A 17,053-nucleotide genomic window follows, 5' to 3' on the forward strand; every position below is an offset into this window, starting at 1 on the left:
GTCTAGGTTAGCTCTTGTATAAGAGCCGAATATTCTGGCTGGTAGTCATATTTATCGTTATAGTCACTGATATCCCTGGATTTCGAGGCGTGTTGGCATTCCCGGTTCCGATCTGCGTGTCGGATACGGCGCATGGAATATGGTGGAAAGTAAACCAATCAAAGGAGTATTTTCTGATGAATGACATGAAGCCGTTGAGTGCCGAGCGTCTGGGACAGCTGCAGGATGATTTCGAGGCCAAGCCCGTCAACACGCTGGCGATGAACGCTGTTACGACCTCCGGCATCAACCCGGTGGCGCACAATTACGATCGCGCCCGCAGACTTCAGCGCCGCTTCTCCGTGACCGTCGACAACGGCGAAGTCACCAACCAGAACCGTTCCGGACGTTGCTGGCTCTTCAGCTCGCTCAACGTGGCGCGTTTCGTGGCCAAGAAGAATCTCAACTTGGATCAGTTCGAATTTTCGCAGAACTACGCCATGTATTATGACAAACTCGAGCGTATCAACTATTTCCTGCGTGATGTCGCAAATCTGGTGCGCACCGGCGAGCCCGCCGATTCCCAGCTCATGCAGCACCTGCTTGCCGACGTGATGGGCGATGGCGGTCAGTGGACCATGGCCATGAACGTCTACAAGAAGTATGGCGCCGTGCCCAAGGATTTCTTCCCGGAGACCGCGTCTTCAAAGTCGACCAGCGAGATGAACACGCAGCTGCGCCGTCTGCTGCACACGGCTGTGGCGCATATGTACGCCGACCCGTCGGTGATTGACCGCGTGGTGGACGAGACTGTTGAGGCCGGCCATCGCATGCTTACCATCCACTTGGGCGAGCCGCCGAAGAGCTTTGATTGGGAGTGGACCGACAAGGACGGTGCCTTCCATCGCGACGGCGAGACCACGCCGGTCGAGTTCTGGAAGAAGTACGTTGGCAGCGCGGATCTTGAGGATTACGTCTGCCTCGTTGACGATCCTCGTGCTGAGCATGCCAAGGGCAAGAAGATCGGTATCGAGCATCTGGGCAACGTCGTTGGGGGAGACGCGACCGAATATCTCAACGTCCCCAACCAGTTCATGAAGGACTGCGTGCGTCGCATTTTGTCTGAGCTTAAGATGCCGGCGTGGTTCGGTGCGGATTGCCATCCGATGATGGACCGTGACAACGGCGCTTGGGCCACCGACCTTTACGAATACGGCAAGGTCTACGGCGTCGATTTCGATATGGACAAGGAAGCGCGCGTGCGTTACGGCGATTCCGCGATGAACCACGCGATGGCGTTCGTCGGCGTCGACGTGGCCGACGATGGCAAGACCACCAACCGCTGGCGCGTCGAGAACTCGTGGGGCTGCAAGGTGGCCGACAAAGGCTACTTCACCATGAGCGACGATTGGTTCAGCGAATACGTCTACGAGGTAGCCGTCCCGAAGTCGATGCTCCCCGCCGAATATCAGGCCGCCCTCACCGAGCCCGCGACCATGCTTCCCGCGTGGGATCCAATGGGGGCTCTCGCATAGTGGGAAGCCCTGTGGGCTTCGCGCGCGAGAGCCCGTGGTCTCGTCTTAAGACGAGACCACGCAATATTGGGTGTTCGCTTAGCGAACTCAATAATTGCAGGGCCCGGAGGGCATTGGCCTGAAGAAAATAGCCCGGTGGGCTATTTTCGGCCAATACGCGCCTGAAACCGGCACCTGCCGGTTTCAGGCAACCACTTAAATCTAATCGAGTGAGATTTTGGTATAGATTAATTGGGCGCTCTCGCGTAAGAAAAGCCCTTTATGCAAGAGCTTGATGTCCCGTTTTAAAGCGGGACATCGTCATAATGATTGGACAAGTGGCGGTATTACATTGTTCAATCGATTATAATGAATAACCTGTTGTCGATTTTGCTTGGCAGCGGCGAATATCCACGAAAGTAAAGGAGGGAATGATGGCGATTATGCGAGGGCCTGGAAGTTCTGAGGACGAACGTCGATTTAGCGAGGAAGCCGTCTACCCCGAAACCGTGGATGTCAACATCCGCCAGCTTGATCCGATTCCCGCACCTCGCGCGTTTCTAAAGGAAACTCCACTGACCAAGCCGATGAGCGATTTGGTTCTAAAGTCTCGTCAGGAAATCCGCGACATTCTGCATGGCCGCGATGACCGCCTGCTTGTCATCGTCGGCCCTTGCTCGATTCATGACCCGAAGGCGGCGAAAGATTATGCGCAACGTCTGGCGAAGGCCAATGAAGAGCTCAAAGACCGTCTGATGATTGTCATGCGTGTGTATTTTGAAAAGCCGCGCACTACCGTGGGTTGGAAGGGTCTGATTAACGATCCAGATCTCGATGGCGAATTCAATATTCGCAAAGGCATGCATTTGGCTCGCAAGGTGCTTTCCGACGTACTGGAGCTTGGTCTGCCCGCCGCCACCGAATGGCTTGATCCGATTTCTCCGCAATATCTCTGCGATATGGTCAGCTGGGGGGCCATCGGCGCGCGCAACACGGAAAGCCAGGTCCATCGCGAGCTGGCCAGCGGCATGTCGATGCCTATCGGTTTCAAAAACTCGACCGACGGTTCGGTGAAGGTCGCCGCCGATTCCTGCTACGCCGTGGCCAACGAGCACCATTTCCTTTCCATCAACCTCGACGGCCGCGTGATTTCCGCGGAAACCAAGGGCAATCCGGACTGCCACATCGTCCTGCGTGGCTCGAACGAAGGTCCCAACTACGACGCAAAGTCCGTGGCGGAAGCGCTGGAAACGTTGAAGCAATCCAAGGTCACCGGCCCCAGTGAGCACGGCCTGGTCATCGACGCCGCTCATGGCAACTGTGGCAAGGACGAAGTGCGTGAGGCCGAGGTGATTGAGGAGATCGCTACACGTCTGGCCAAGGGCGAGCCTGGAATCTTCGGTGTGATGATGGAAAGCAACATCCGTGGAGGCCACCAGTCTCCCGCGCCGCTCGACCAGCTGGTCTACGGCCGCTCCATCACCGATTCCTGCATCTCCTGGGACCGCACCAACGAGCTGCTTCACACTCTCGCCGATGCCGTCACCTCCCGCCGCAAGCTCGACCGCTGAGTAAAACGTTACTGAGGAGAAAAGCACTTTTTATGGTCTATTTTGGTGCTTTTCTCATGCAATCGAATCCTGACTCGGTTATGGTTGGGCTATGCTTTGCTGGCGCTATGATCGGTATATTGGCAATGGGCTAGTAAATATCGGAAACGACTATGGAGAAGGACTTGGGGATGGGGAACGCAGAAAACGAGCCGAATGGCAATCTTGAAAATGATCAGAACGTCGACGACGCCAAAAACCGTGCGGCCTTCGAAAAGGCGCTGAAAAACGGCGAGAACCCGCTGAAGGTAGCCGGAGTAAAACGCTGGGAAGACGAAGCCGGCGTCAACCGTATCGTCAACCGCCGCGTTTTCGAGCTCGAGCCGCTGCCCACACCGGCAGATGTGCTTTCGAGCATGCCGTTGAGCGCTGAGGCGACGGATCTCGTCATCCGTTCGCGGGACGAGATCCGCAACTGTCTCTACGGCAAGGACGACAGGTTGCTCGTTATCGCCGGCCCCTGTTCCATCCACGACCCACAAGCTGCGCTGGATTACGCCCATCGCCTCGCCAAAATGAAGGACGAGCTTGGTGACCGTCTTCTGATTGTAATGCGCGTCTATTTCGAGAAGCCGCGCACCACTGTCGGCTGGAAGGGCCTGATCAACGATCCGGATCTTGACGGCAGCCACAACATCAAGAAGGGGCTGCTGCTCGCGCGCAAGATCCTGCTCGGCGTGCTCGACGAGGGCGTGGCCGCTGCGACGGAATTCCTTGAACCGACCAGTCCGCAATACATTTCCGACGCCGTGAGCTGGGGCGTTATCGGCGCGCGCAACACCGAATCGCAGATTCACCGCCAGCTGGCCAGCGGGCTTTCGATGCCCATCGGCTTCAAAAACGCGACTGACGGCTCGGTCAAGGCCGCCATCGACGGCTGCTATACGGCCACCCAGCAGCATACCTTCTTCGGCATCGATCATCTCGGCCGGGCCAGCGCTGTCGAAACGTTGGGCAATCCCGATTGCCACGTCGTGCTGCGCGGTTCCTCGCACGGTCCGAATTATGATGCCGAATCTGTCCAGGAAGCGATGCGATCCATCCGCGGCGAAATGCCCGAAGGCTCCGCCGCTTGCCATGGCCTCATCATCGATTGCTCGCACGGCAATTCCGGCAAGGATGAGATACGCCAGGCCGAGGTCGCCCGAGAGTTGGCCGGGCGCATCGCCACCGGCGAGCCCGATATCACCGGGCTCATGATGGAAAGCAACATCCTTGGCGGCAACCAGCCCGCCGCCCCGCTTTCGCAGCTCGAATACGGCAAGTCGATCACCGACAAGTGCATCGCCTGGCCTGAAACGGAGCGCCTGCTTCGCGAGCTTGCCAACGCCGTCGACGTTCGTCGCGGTGCGTGAAACTGTATCTTATGTAATACTCTGTATGATGTTTTCGGCGCGGGATTTTGCTGGAAATGTCATATCGACGTCTGAATATACTTGAAAACAGTTATGCCTGAAAACAACTTTGCTCGAAATAACGAGAAACGAGGAATTATGAAGACCGTTGCCATCATCGGAGCCATGGAAGAGGAAGTCGCGCTGATCGCCAAGTCGCTGAACGATGTCAAGCACAACAAGACCGCGAGCCTCGACATCAACGTCGGCACGATCTCCGCCAAGTCCGGCGAAGAGATCACGGTCGCCGCGACGGTGGGCGGTATGGGTTTGGTCAACGCAGCCGCCACCACGCAGTGCCTTATCGACAACTACCATCCAGACGCCGTCATTTTCTCAGGCATCGCCGGTTCGCTTAACAAGTCCATGCATATCGACGACGTTGTGCTCGGCGGCACCCTGTGTTACCTCGATTCCGATATGCGCATGATTGCTCAATGGAAGCCTGAAACCGAGGAATTCCACAGTGATCAGCACCTGCTCGACGTGGCGAACGCGGCGCTCGACGAGCTGGGCATTCACCACATGACCGGCGTGATCGCATCCGGCAACAATTTCATCGGCACTCCTGAAGCCGCTGCCGTGGTCGCCGAAAAGACGCACGCCGACGCCGTGGAGATGGAAGGTGCGGCCGTGGCCCACGTCGCCGCCCGCAACGACGTTCCGGCGTTGGTCATCCGTGCGCTTTCCGATGAAGCCGACACGACCTACGAGCAGTTCAAGGAATTCGATATCTCCGAGTACGCGGATACCGCCGCGCGTCTTGCCGTCGATATCGTCACCCGTCTGTAGAAAGTAACGGTGGTTTCCTGCCATCCCATTTGTTCGCCCAATGAGAACACTGAAAGTTCCGGAAATGCTTGTCAACGCCGATTCCGATTGAAAAGGTCGGCGTTTTGACGAGTGCCTAGTCGGCTGTCCCGTAACGGTTTCGCCGTTATGTAATACGTTGAAAATATTACAATGACAATCTTTACAGGTCAATAAATCCCTGCCAAAAAGCAAAAAGGTCGGTTTCGGTTTTGCTGCAAGGTCGGCGGCAAAATTCCCGATTGGTCGGCACGCAGGTTTGCAAACGCAACTAAAAAACCGCAGAATGTCTAGTGACCGACGGCAGACCTTCTGCCATAATGAAACGGTGAGCAACATCATGCACAGCACTAAGCTGAAGCGCCTCATCGCTGTTGTTTCCTCATTCGCGATGATGGCTGCACTTTCGGCCTGCGGTGACAATACCCCGGCCGATTCCTCCAGTGCATCCAAAGGCAAGAATTCCGGCATTTCCGGTGAATTCCACGGTGCCGGCGCTTCCTCGCAGCAGGGGGCTGTGGAGGCTTGGATCGCGACGTACCAAAATCACAACCGCAACGCGAAAATCGCTTATAACCCTTCGGGTTCTGGGGCAGGTGTGAGCACGTTCCTGACCGGTGCTACCGCTTGGGCGGGAACCGACGCTCCGTTGAACGACCAGCAGATTGAGCAGTCCAAAGCCATCTGCAAGTCTGGCAGCGCATTCGACGTGCCGGTCTACGTTTCGCCAATCGCCGTGATGTTCAATCTCAAAGGCGTTTCCGGTCAGGGCAAGCATCTCAACATGGACGCTGCGGTCATCGCGCGTATCTTTGACGGAAAAATCACCCAATGGAATGACGAGGCCATCAAGGCTGAAAATCCGAAGGTCAATCTGCCTGCCACGCCGATTACCGTGGTCCATCGTTCCGACAAGTCCGGGACGACCAACAACTTCACTTCGTATTTGAAGGCTGCGGCGCCGAATGATTGGGGTTTCCAGCCGCAGGAAAACTGGCCGAACGAGGTCGGACAAGCCGCGAAAGGCACCGACGGTGTGGTCAGCAGCATCGGACAGGCCGACGGCACCATCGGTTATGCGGACCTTGCCAAGGCCGGTACTTTCGGCACGGTTTCGGTCAAGGTCGGAGCCGATTACGTCGCGCCCGCCGCTGATGCTGCCGCAAAAACCGTGAACGCCTCGCCGCTGCATGCAGTGCCCAAAGGCAGCAAACGCGTGGTGGTGAACGTCGATTATGCCACCACCGTCGCGGGCGACTATCCGATTGTCTCTTCCTCGTATGCCGTGGCATGCCCGGCGTATAAGGACGCGAAAACCGGCGCGTTCGTGCGCGACTGGTTGAGTTATGTCTTGAGCGACAGCGGCCAGAAGGTCGCAGCGGACAATACGGGCTCGGCCGCGCTCGGGGGAGCGTTGACGCAGAAGGCTCTGAAATCCGTGAGTGCTATACAAGCGAAATGATTTGTGGACGGTAGACGAGTAATCAAGTAATCGGATAACTGAATAACTGAATGCATAACTTCACAACGAAATAACCGAGTAACCGAATAATCGAAACTACTAATAATCAGTACAAAGAAATAATTCAATAGAAACACGACCGACCAACCGATACATCCTTGTTTCGTGGAAACTGGTTGGCGGCAAAAACGTAAAGCCGATTCGGCTGGCTTCGAACTTCGAACGTTACGTAAGGAAAAGCATGGCGAATACATCTGAAAGCAGTAGCGCGGGGCAGGCGATGCCCGTGGCTGTCGGCCAGATTAGCGCAGGTTTAAGCGCTCCTGGTGGGGGCGGTACAGACGGTCGTCGCAATGGCCTTGATTTCAGTGAAGCCAAACCAAGCCGGCACAGCCAAGACAAGATTTTTCACGCAGTGGCCGTTGGCTGCGGGGCCTTGATATTGGTGGCGCTGGGCGCGGTGGTGCTCTTCTTGCTGCTGCGAGCCTGGCCAATTTTCGCCGGCCCTCAGGCCAAGACCTCTGCGGTTTTCGCCTCCCTGAGCGGCGGCAAGGCGCACGGGTTCTGGCAATATGTCGGGCCTCTGGTTTTCGGTACTGTGGTGATTGCGGCGCTTGCGTTGGCAATCGCCTTTTTTATCGCCGTCGGCGTGGCCTTGTTCATCACCTTCTATGCGCGCAAACGTATCCGTACCGTGCTCAATTATGTCGTTGATTTGCTGGCTGCGATACCCTCGGTGATTTACGGCCTGTGGGGTGCGCTGGTGTTGGTTCCGGCGATGTATCCTTTCTGGAACTGGGTGAGCGTTCACTTGGGCTGGATTCCGCTTTTCGCCGGACCTGCCGCCAACCCGCCGCGCACCGTCGCCAGTGCCGCGGTGATCCTGGCCATCATGATTATGCCTATCATCACCTCGATGACCCGTGACATTTTCGCGGCCACTCCGCGCCTCAACCAGGAGGCGGCGCTCGCGCTAGGCGCCACTAAATGGGAGATGATCAAGCTGACTGCCTTGCCATTCGCGAAGTCTGGTATGGTGTCGGCCTCAATGCTCGCGCTTGGACGCGCTCTGGGGGAGACGATGGCCGTGATGATGGTGCTTTCGCCGGGCATGACCTATTCATGGCACTGGCTGCAGGCTTCGAAAAGCCAGACCATCGCCGCCAACATCGCCGCGCAATATCCCGAAGCTGATTCGCTCGGCGTTTCCGCGCTGATTGCCACCGGCTTGGTCCTGTTCGTCATCACATTCGTGGTCAATCTGCTCGCCCGACGCATCACAAGGAAGGGAGGTGCGCGATGAGGCTGGAAAAGGATAATACTGGGAATACTGGGAATACTGGGAATGCCGGGAACGCTTGGAATCCTGAAAATGCACGTATTGTGCGATCTGCTTTTGCCGATAGGTCGAGCCGTTTCGATGATGTCGCGGGACAGTCCTTTTCGAATGCTCCCGCGAAAACAGCGAAGCCGGAAGACTCTGTAACCGGTGAGGGCAGCTCTTCCTCGGATTCCCGGAATCGCAGCGGCTACGCCAAAGCTGAATCTGGAACAATACATTCTCTGCAAGCGGCAAGCAGCGAGTCCCGTACAAGCCTGAATCCCGGAGTTGTAGAAAACGCGTCGAAAGGTGCGGAAGTTTCCGGTAATGCAGTCTCAGCTGTTTCCACAAGCGCAGTTTCATCTCCTGTTATCAGCGTGGTCGCTGAAGCTTCAGAAGCCGCTGGTCCGACTCCGGATTTCTCGAAATTCAAGCCTTCGGAAGCGTTGCTCAAACAGCGTGAATGGAAGAGCCGGATTATGGCCGGGATTATCGGCCTCGCGTTCGTCGTCGCGATGATTCCGCTGATTTCCTTGCTCTGGACCACCATCGCGCGAGGTGTGAAACGGCTTAATCTCAACTTCCTCACTTTCAACATGTCCGGCGTCATTGGTGGCATGCCCACGCCAACCGGAGGCCACGGCGGCATCGAGCACGCCATCACCGGCACGCTGGAGGTCACGCTTGGCGCGATGCTGATTTCGGTGCCGGTCGGCCTGATGTGCGCGATCTATCTAACCGAATACGCGCGCGGTAGTAAATTCGCCAAAGCCATCTCGCTCTTGGTAAACGTGATGAGCGGCATTCCCTCGATTGTCGCCGGCCTGTTCGCCTTCTCGTTGTTTGCCATTCTCATGGGCCCGGGTGTTTCCAACGGTTTCGAAGGCTCGGTGGCGCTCTCGATTCTGATGATTCCCACCGTGGTCAACTCCAGCGTCGAGATGCTACAGATCGTTCCCGATGACCTGCGCGAGGCCTCGTACGCGCTCGGCGTCACCAAATCTCGAACCATCGTCAAAGTTGTTTTGCGCACCGCTCTTCCCGGCATCGTCTCCGGCGTCATTCTCGCCATCGCCCGCGTGATCGGCGAAACCGCGCCGCTCTTGATGACCGCCGGATTCATCGTCACCACCAACTGGAACCTCTTCAGTGGCCAGATGACCACGCTGCCGGTCTTCGTCTACCAGGAATACAGCAAGATGTCCGTGACCTGCCCGTCGAACGCCGGCCCAGGCTGCGTGGCGTCCATCCCGTCCGAACGTTCGTGGGCCGCGGCCCTTGTGCTCATTGCCATCGTGCTCGTTCTGAATCTCATCGGTCGCTTGGTCCAGCATCTGTTCAGTGTGGAGACGAAATGATGAGGGGCTGCATTGCGTGGGCAATCACCTATCGTGCCCCACTGGCCTCGGTGCGGAGCACTTTTCTGACGTTACTGTGTAAAAAGTGCATGTTGACTGCATCAAGGTGCACTTATCCGACGGTGGCGTGTGAAAAGTGCGTTTTGGGTTCGACAAAGTGCACTTTTCTAACGGTTGTGTGCGAAACATGCATTCTAGATTCTGTAAGGTGCACTTTTTGGACGGTAGCGTCTGAAAGATGCGCGCTACGTAAGAATAATACGGATTCCAATATAGATATCAACAATGAAAGCAGGTCAGCATGGGCCAACGCATCGATGTCGAACATCTGAACGTCTACTACGGCGATTTTCTGGCCGTCCAGGACGTCAACATCAACATTCAGGCCAATAAAGTCACCGCATTCATCGGCCCGTCCGGTTGCGGCAAATCCACCGTTTTGCGCACGCTCGACCGTATGCATGAGATCACGCCGGGTGCGCGCGTGGAAGGCAAGGTGCTGCTCGACGGTCACGACCTCTACGCCAAGGGCGTCGACCCGGTGGCCGTACGCCGCGACGTCGGCATGGTCTTCCAGAAGGCCAACCCGTTCCCGACTATGTCCATCCGCGAGAACGTCTTGGCCGGCATCCGCCTGAACAACCGGCACATTTCCAAAACTGACGCCGACGATTTGGTGGAGTGGGCCTTGCGCGGGGCGAACCTGTGGAACGAGGTCAAAGACAGACTCGACAAGCCGGGCATCGGGCTTTCCGGCGGCCAGCAGCAGCGCCTGTGCATCGCCCGCGCCGTCGCCGTTCATCCTCAAGTGCTCCTGATGGACGAGCCGTGCTCCGCCCTCGACCCGATCTCCACGCTGGCCGTCGAGGATCTGATCAACGAGCTCAAGCGCGACTACACCATCGTCATCGTCACCCACAATATGCAGCAGGCCGCCCGCGTGGCCGACTACACCGCCTTCTTCAACTTGAAGGCCGTCGGCAAGCCCGGTCACCTCGAGTATTTCGCCGACACCACCACGATGTTCAACAACCCGCAAAACGAGGAGGCCGAGCGCTACATCTCCGGTCGTTTCGGCTGAGTTCGGTATGGATTTGGGCGGAAAGACTGCGACATAAGGCCTTCGTAATCGGAGGATACGCCTTATTCGCAGCGTCTCTGAAAAGTTGAAGCCGGTTTCCCGGGTTCACTTTGCAGGACAAAACCGTGCGATTTGACGAGGGATACGGAAAGTAGTATATTTGTAATTAGCAATAAACATAAACGTTTAGGATTTCAATGAAGAAGCATTACGGAGTGACGCTCACCGATATCGCCGATGAACTGAATCTGTCGATATACACGGTTTCCCGTGCTATCAACGGATTGAGCGGCGTGTCGAAAAAGACCCGTGCCATTGTGCTGGAAGCCGCTGAACGCCATGGTTATATCCCCAATGCCAACGCCCGTGATTTGCGCAAAGGTGTGCACCATTCGGTCACGCTGCTGACCGCCGAGACTTCCAATCCTTACTATCTCGATTTGATAAGCGGCATCGAAAGCGTATTCCAAGACAAAGATGAAAGCCTGCTGATTGCCGATATGGCCGTCAACGGCAAATACAGCGAATCCAACGAGACGATGCTTTTGCAGCAGGTTCTCGAGAATCGCCCGGGCGGCATCATTTCAACTCTGGGTTTGAGCGATGCCAGCAGGCAACAGCTTTTGGATTGGAAAGTTCCCGTCGTCTTCGTCGACTCGGTGCCAGGGGACGGGAAAAGCGATTTTTCCTATGTCGCCACTGATAATGCGGCCGCTTCGGCGATGCTGGGGGAGCACCTCGCTTTTCACCATTACAAGCGCTGGCTCCTGGCCATCTATCCCGGCGTATGGAACAGCCGTTTTGTCCGTGAAAGTGGATTGCGCGCCGCCGCCAAAGCTTGCGGAGCGGAAATAAACGTTTTGGAATGTCCCAACGACCAACGCGACGCGTGCAAGGCCTATGAGGATTTCCTCGCCACCAGTTCCTACCATCCCGACGTCACGATTGCGGCCAATAACCCCATCCTTCTTGGCGTCCTCAAGGCGTTGAACCACCGGAAGCTGCGCGTTCCCGATGACATGCCTTTAGTAGCGTTCGATGATTTTGCCTGGTCGGACCTGCTTTCGCCGAAAATCACGCTTGTCGCCGAAGACAGCCATGGCATCGGCGCCAGGTCTGCGCAACTCTTGTTGGATCTCATCGAGTCAAGAAAGGAGGCGGAAGACAAGACCGGGGAACCGGCGCATAAGCAATCAATTCACGAATCATTTGAAGCGACCCTCAAAGTGCGAGAGTCGTGCGGCTGTTCATACCACCAATCCGATGGAGCAAAGTAGCAAACAGTCGTTATAGAGAAAAAGGAATATCAATGAAGATCAAGAATAAACTCACCGTGGCATGCGCTGCGCTTTTGGCCGCCACAATGCTGCTGGCAGGCTGCGACAACGGCGATGAAGACAAGACGGCGAATTCGACGCCCAAGGAGATCAAGAGCATTGGCCTGATGGTGCAGGATATGTCGAACCCGTTCTTCTCGTCCATGCAGAAGGAAGCCAAGATTCAGGCGAAGAAGATCGGCGCCAAGCTCAACGTCCAAGATGCCCAGCTCGATCTGGCCAACCAGGACAATCAGATTTCCGCTTTCATCGAGCAGAAGGTCGACCTGATCATCGTCTCCGCAGTCGATGAATCCGGTCTGAAGCCCGCCATCGAGCGTGCGCGCAACGCCGGCATCATTGTCGTGGCCGTCGATACCCCGGCCAAGGGCGCTGACGCGATCATCACCACAAACGGCGTACAGGCCGGCAATCTTTCCTGCACCTATCTCTCCGAAAAACTCGGCGGCAAGGGCAACATCCTCATCGTCGACGGCACCCCGATCCAGACCATCACCGACCGTATCAAGGGCTGCAAGACGGCGCTGAAGAAGTACCCGGGCGTCAAGGTCGTGGGCCAGCAGGCTTCCAAGAACGATCGCGCAACCGGTCTTTCCGTCACCACTGATATGTTGACCGCAAACAAGGATGTGCAAGGCATCTTCGGTATGAACGATCCGTCCGCTCTCGGCGCTTCCCTCGCGGTTGAGCAGGCCGGCCGCCAGAAGCAGATCATCGTCACCGGCGTTGACGGCAGCCCGCAGGCCGAGGACGAATTGAAGCGTTCCGGTTCCTCCTTCATCGGCACCGCGACGCAGAACCCCGCTGAAATGGTTCGCCAGGCGGTCAAGTTCGGCCAGGATACCGCCAAGGGCAAGAAGCCCAAGAAGACGACCATCCTCATCCCCAGCAAGATGGTCACCCGCGACAACGTCAGCGAGTACAAGGGATGGTGATTATGGATTCGAAACGTTCACCACTGTTGGAGCTCAAGGATATCGTTAAGAGCTTTTCGGGTGTGACAGTTCTCGACCATGTTAGCCTAAACCTTTATGACCATGAAGTTCTGGCGCTGATGGGCGAAAATGGCGCAGGCAAATCGACATTGATGAATATTCTCTCCGGTAATCTGAAGATGAACTCCGGAGCCATATTCATCGATGGCAAGCCTGTCGAAATCAACACCCCGAAAGACGCCTCTGATCTGGGCATCGCCATCATCCATCAGGAGCTCAATGTGGTTCCGACGATGACGGTTGCCCAGAACATGGCCTTGGGCAATGAGCCTAAAACGCGTACCGGCCTGATCGACAAGAAGAAGATCAACGACGATGCCGTGCAAAAGCTCAAGGTCATCGATGCCGACATCGATCCCCGCGCCAAGCTTGGCGATCTGGGGACTGGTGAGCAGCAGATGGTCGAAATCGCCAAGGCCCTGGCACAAAAGGCGAGGGTGCTGATCCTGGACGAGCCCACCGCGTCTCTTTCGAAGCGTGAATCCGAGCAGTTGTTCACCTTGGTCGAAGGCCTGCGCAAGCGCGGCACTGGCTTGATCTACATCTCCCATCGTATGGAAGAGGTCTGGCGTCTTGCGGATCGTATTACGGTCTTGCGCGATGGTCAGACGGTCATGACCACGGATATGGAGCATGCCGATCAGAACGCCGTCGTGGCCAAGATGGTCGGTCGTAAGGTCGAGAAGCTTTACGAGCATCCCGTGCGCAACCCCGGAAAGGCCGTCTTGCGCATTGAAGATCTCAAGCTTCCCGGCGTCGATGAACCGGTTTCGTTCACCCTGCACGCTGGCGAAGTGGTCGGCATGTCCGGCTTGGTCGGAGCAGGCCGAACCGAAATCGCCAGAGCGATCATCGGCGCAGATCCGCTTGATTCGGGCAAGATTTATCTGAATGACAAGGAAATGACGTTCAAATCCCCGAAGCAGGCCATCAGCCATGGCATCGCCTATCTGCCTGAGAGTCGCAAGACGCAGAGCATTTTCTCGGTGCGGAGTGTCGAAGACAACATCTCGATTTCCTCGCTCGATAAGTTCCAGCGTTTCCACTTGATTGAGAAGCATAAGCTTCGCGGCGCGGTGAAAACGGAAATGAAATCGGTGAACATCGCCGACCGTCTGATTCGTCTGCCCATCAGCAATCTGTCCGGCGGCAATCAGCAGAAGGCCATTTTCGCGCGCTGGATGCTTCGCAATTCGGACGTTCTGTTGCTCGACGAGCCCACTCGCGGTGTGGATGTAGGCGCCAAACAGGAGATCTACGAGCTGATCAACGCCCAGGCCGCCAAAGGAAAGGCCATTCTGGTCATTTCCTCTGACTTGCCTGAAGTGCTGGGTATCAGCGACAGGATTCTCGTCGTGAGGCAAGGCATGATTTCCGCAGATCTTCCGGCCGCTTCGGCGACCGAAGAACAGGTCATGTCGTATGCCACGGGTGTATCGAAAGCTCAATCGAAATGAGACGTTGCGGCGCGCTTGGCGTCGCGGTGTCCAGCTCGTATTTCAAGGAACAAGAATGAAAGTAAAAAATAATTCAAAGGTTGATTTCGCGGGAATCTGGGAGAAAGTGGGCATGCCCTTCGTTCTTCTGGTCCTGATCGTCTTCATGCTGATCAAGGCCCCGAACTTCGGCACGCTCAGCAATCTGTTCAACGTGGCCCGTTCGATTTCCATCAACGCGATCCTCGCGGCAGGCATGACGTTCGTCATCATCACCGCCGGCATCGATTTGTCCGTCGGTTCCATAGTGGCGGTAAGCGGTTGCGTTTCCGTCCTGTCCACCGGCAACGGCATGAATCCTGTGCTGGCCGTGTTGGTCGGCGTGCTCGTAGGCGCCATAGCGGGTCTCGTCAACGGATTCCTGATCGCGTACTGCAATCTGACGGCGTTCATCGTGACATTGGGCACGATGACCTTCCTCAGAGGTCTGGCCTATACGATTACCGGCGGCTTGCCGATCGTCAACAACGGTCTGTCGTTCCGCGCCATCGGAAACGGATATATTTTCCATATCCCGATTCCGTTTATCATCATGATAATCGTTTATATTTTGATGTGGGTTCTGCTTGACAAGACCCGTTTCGGCTCCCACGTTTACGCTGTCGGTGGCAATCCGGAAGCGGCTCGTCTGGCCGGTATCAACGTCAAAGGCGTTCTGTTGGCCGTCTACGTCATCTCCGGCATCTGCGCCGGCCTGGCAGGCTGTATTTTCGCGGCACGTGTGGTTTCCGCTCAGCCCACTGCAGGCACAGGCTATGAGATGGATGCGATCGCAGCCACCATTCTTGGTGGTACCGCAATGGCAGGTGGTAAAGGAAAGATTCCGGGTACCCTTGTTGGTGCCATTATCTTTGGTGTACTCACCACCGGCCTGGTGCTTATGGATGTCCCGTTCTTCACGCAGCAGCTCATCAAGGGCGTCGTCATCATCATCGCGGTGCTGATTGATGGATTGAAGCAGAACTCGTTCTCCCTGAACCTGTTCAAGAAAAAGCCAGAGTTAGCTAGCGAGTGAGGAATCACATTCGATGAATACTCAAACCAAGAAATTTACCGTCCGCAATACGGAGAAAGGAGCGTTGCGCCCGCAGCCGGTTACCATAGAGCTTCCAGCCTCGTGGACCTCGCCGCTGATAGGCGGGACAAGCGATGATGGGCAGACGTTTGTCGCCCAACGCATCGCCTCGCAGAGCACGGGTGACGCATCGGTGTATATCGGTGTCTTTACCCCGTGCGACGGGCAGTCCGTGCAGCTCGAAGATACCCCGGTCGATGCCGATTCGATTGACGGACCGGTTATCACCGAAGTGCCGGATAGTCGGGAACGTGATGCGATTTGCCGGCTGAATACCGGTTATTTCGACCTTGAGCTCTGCCGAGGAACCGGCAAGGGCGAAGGGGCCTCGAAATGGGGTATACGCCATTTCAGCTCGCTTGCGCAGAACTTCGACCTTCTGGCCAGTGGCAACAATGCGATAGGAGGGTTCTACGGTCCGTTCTTCACTCCGGACAACGGCCTGATCAATCCTCCCGAGCACGTCGTCGCCGATGTCACGGCGGTCGAAATCGGTCCGATAGTGCGTAGGTATCGCCTTTCCGGCCGGATTCCGGACGGGTTGTTGCCGGAACTCAAGGGCAAGTCGTTCGCCATCGATTTCACGTTCTATGCCGGAGCGGATTGCTTCGACCGTGTCTACCACGTCGATCATTTCCAGACGGAAGTCAACGGCAGGAGTGTCACCGACCGGATTACTGTCGGCGATGAATTCGAAGGCGGTCAGAACGCGCTCGCGTTCGATCGTTTCGACTCCTTCAACCACACGCCGTACCGCAGTGGAGACCCGTACGCAGAACTGCTCAAGCAAGAGGTCAAGCGCACCATTTCATCCGACGAACCAGGCAATGAACGGTTCGGCTATTTCCAGAAGCTCTTGAACCGGGATCTGGAAAATGCGCATTGGGACCTTTATTGGCGTCTGTTCTCTTATTGGGAGCATGCGCTCGATGAGGATTCGCTCAATGAGCATCTCGGGCATGTGCGTTCACTCGCCCACGTCGTGGCGGATAAGGAGGATCGTGTCTGGCAATTCCCGGAGGCGCCGATCAACGTCTCCCAAGTCGCCGACCAGACGATTTTCGCCGGTCCTGCGCAATATAGCGCCGAATTCAACACCGGGACAGGGCAGTGCATGATCTGGCTGACCTCTTCGCCGTCTTCCGCGTTCCAGATCGTTCAGCGTCCGCAGTCCGGATGGGTCAACTGGGGCACGAATGGCGAGAACGAGTGTCCTTCGTTGCCTGTCGGGTCGACGGTAAGGTCCGTCTATGGTCCTTATGCCGATTCATGGCGTGACGAGGCGTTGGGCCATATTCCGGGCGCTGTGCGTCTGGAAGCCTGTTAGCGCCGGTATCGATTACCGTTTTTCCTCCGAAGGGGCCTCTGCCGATTCGTCGGCATGGGGCCCCTTTTTATTGGATGGACGGTTTCCTTATCGGAAGGAACCGTGAATAGGTTTCGATACCGTGTGATTGCCATTATCTCGGTCTAGGTGCGGCGTTGATTTTTAGTACAGAAGACAGCGAACACACTAGAAAAATGTAAGGCCATGACAGGTGTTATATTTGAGATGTCCGTGGGAACGCGGGCGAGTCGCAGCAACCTCCGTATCGTCGATTCATTCATCAGCAGCTAGTGA

General features: G+C 56.4%; 13 protein-coding genes. All 13 read left to right on the forward strand.

Annotated features, from left to right (window positions below):
* The first annotated feature begins 176 nt into the window (after positions 1–176).
* The gene (locus tag OZX72_RS01945) at positions 177–1,514 is read left to right on the forward strand and encodes a C1 family peptidase (RefSeq protein ID WP_277158774.1); all 1,338 of its coding nucleotides are present in this window, start codon (positions 177–179) and stop codon (positions 1,512–1,514) included.
* 413 nt (positions 1,515–1,927) lie between these two features.
* A complete protein-coding gene (locus OZX72_RS01950) occupies positions 1,928–3,064 on the forward strand; it encodes a 3-deoxy-7-phosphoheptulonate synthase (RefSeq protein ID WP_277158775.1) in 1,137 nt (378 codons plus the stop codon).
* 170 nt (positions 3,065–3,234) lie between these two features.
* A complete protein-coding gene (locus OZX72_RS01955; RefSeq protein WP_277158776.1) occupies positions 3,235–4,458 on the forward strand; it encodes a 3-deoxy-7-phosphoheptulonate synthase in 1,224 nt (407 codons plus the stop codon).
* A gap of 138 nt (positions 4,459–4,596) precedes the next feature.
* Positions 4,597–5,289 carry a 5'-methylthioadenosine/S-adenosylhomocysteine nucleosidase gene (mtnN, locus tag OZX72_RS01960; RefSeq protein WP_277158777.1) on the forward strand — a complete coding sequence of 231 codons (693 nt, stop codon included), beginning with the start codon at positions 4,597–4,599 and terminating at the stop codon, positions 5,287–5,289.
* Positions 5,290–5,647: 358 nt separating this feature from the next.
* Positions 5,648–6,769, forward strand: coding sequence for a phosphate ABC transporter substrate-binding protein PstS (gene pstS, locus OZX72_RS01965; RefSeq protein WP_277159332.1), 1,122 nt, complete (start codon positions 5,648–5,650; stop codon positions 6,767–6,769).
* A gap of 241 nt (positions 6,770–7,010) precedes the next feature.
* Positions 7,011–8,072 (forward strand): phosphate ABC transporter permease subunit PstC, encoded by a 1,062-nt coding sequence (gene pstC / locus OZX72_RS01970; protein WP_277158778.1) that lies wholly within the window; start codon positions 7,011–7,013, stop codon positions 8,070–8,072.
* Positions 8,073–8,461: 389 nt separating this feature from the next.
* Positions 8,462–9,448 carry a phosphate ABC transporter permease PstA gene (gene pstA / locus OZX72_RS01975; protein ID WP_277159333.1) on the forward strand — a complete coding sequence of 329 codons (987 nt, stop codon included), beginning with the start codon at positions 8,462–8,464 and terminating at the stop codon, positions 9,446–9,448.
* 301 nt (positions 9,449–9,749) lie between these two features.
* Positions 9,750–10,529, forward strand: a complete 780-nt coding sequence (gene pstB, locus OZX72_RS01980; protein ID WP_277158779.1) for a phosphate ABC transporter ATP-binding protein PstB — start codon at positions 9,750–9,752, stop codon at positions 10,527–10,529.
* A 197-nt stretch (positions 10,530–10,726) separates the two neighbouring features.
* Positions 10,727–11,806 (forward strand): LacI family DNA-binding transcriptional regulator, encoded by a 1,080-nt coding sequence (locus OZX72_RS01985; RefSeq protein WP_277158780.1) that lies wholly within the window; start codon positions 10,727–10,729, stop codon positions 11,804–11,806.
* Positions 11,807–11,838: 32 nt separating this feature from the next.
* Positions 11,839–12,801, forward strand: coding sequence for an ABC transporter substrate-binding protein (locus tag OZX72_RS01990; RefSeq protein ID WP_277158781.1), 963 nt, complete (start codon positions 11,839–11,841; stop codon positions 12,799–12,801).
* Between the two features lie 2 nt (positions 12,802–12,803).
* Entirely contained in the window at positions 12,804–14,318 is a 1,515-nt protein-coding gene (locus OZX72_RS01995) for a sugar ABC transporter ATP-binding protein (RefSeq protein WP_277158782.1), read from the forward strand.
* A gap of 55 nt (positions 14,319–14,373) precedes the next feature.
* Positions 14,374–15,372 carry an ABC transporter permease gene (locus tag OZX72_RS02000; RefSeq protein ID WP_277158783.1) on the forward strand — a complete coding sequence of 333 codons (999 nt, stop codon included), beginning with the start codon at positions 14,374–14,376 and terminating at the stop codon, positions 15,370–15,372.
* A 13-nt stretch (positions 15,373–15,385) separates the two neighbouring features.
* Positions 15,386–16,759, forward strand: a complete 1,374-nt coding sequence (locus OZX72_RS02005; RefSeq protein ID WP_277158784.1) for a hypothetical protein — start codon at positions 15,386–15,388, stop codon at positions 16,757–16,759.
* Positions 16,760–17,053 lie beyond the last annotated feature (294 nt).

Source organism: Bifidobacterium sp. ESL0769 (assembly GCF_029395495.1).
GTDB lineage: Bacteria > Actinomycetota > Actinomycetes > Actinomycetales > Bifidobacteriaceae > Bifidobacterium.

Excerpts from the sequence above, each read along its gene's own strand:
- OZX72_RS01990 (WP_277158781.1), top strand. The coding sequence starts at position 11,839 with ATGAAGATCAAGAATAAACTCACCGTGGCATGCGCTGCGCTTTTGGCC.
- pstB (WP_277158779.1), top strand. The coding sequence starts at position 9,750 with ATGGGCCAACGCATCGATGTCGAACATCTGAACGTCTACTACGGCGAT.
- OZX72_RS01955 (WP_277158776.1), top strand. The coding sequence starts at position 3,235 with ATGGGGAACGCAGAAAACGAGCCGAATGGCAATCTTGAAAATGATCAG.
- OZX72_RS02005 (WP_277158784.1), top strand. The coding sequence starts at position 15,386 with ATGAATACTCAAACCAAGAAATTTACCGTCCGCAATACGGAGAAAGGA.
- OZX72_RS01995 (WP_277158782.1), top strand. The coding sequence starts at position 12,804 with ATGGATTCGAAACGTTCACCACTGTTGGAGCTCAAGGATATCGTTAAG.
- OZX72_RS02000 (WP_277158783.1), top strand. The coding sequence starts at position 14,374 with ATGAAAGTAAAAAATAATTCAAAGGTTGATTTCGCGGGAATCTGGGAG.
- mtnN (WP_277158777.1), top strand. The coding sequence starts at position 4,597 with ATGAAGACCGTTGCCATCATCGGAGCCATGGAAGAGGAAGTCGCGCTG.
- pstS (WP_277159332.1), top strand. The coding sequence starts at position 5,648 with ATGCACAGCACTAAGCTGAAGCGCCTCATCGCTGTTGTTTCCTCATTC.
- OZX72_RS01985 (WP_277158780.1), top strand. The coding sequence starts at position 10,727 with ATGAAGAAGCATTACGGAGTGACGCTCACCGATATCGCCGATGAACTG.
- pstC (WP_277158778.1), top strand. The coding sequence starts at position 7,011 with ATGGCGAATACATCTGAAAGCAGTAGCGCGGGGCAGGCGATGCCCGTG.
- OZX72_RS01945 (WP_277158774.1), top strand. The coding sequence starts at position 177 with ATGAATGACATGAAGCCGTTGAGTGCCGAGCGTCTGGGACAGCTGCAG.
- OZX72_RS01950 (WP_277158775.1), top strand. The coding sequence starts at position 1,928 with ATGGCGATTATGCGAGGGCCTGGAAGTTCTGAGGACGAACGTCGATTT.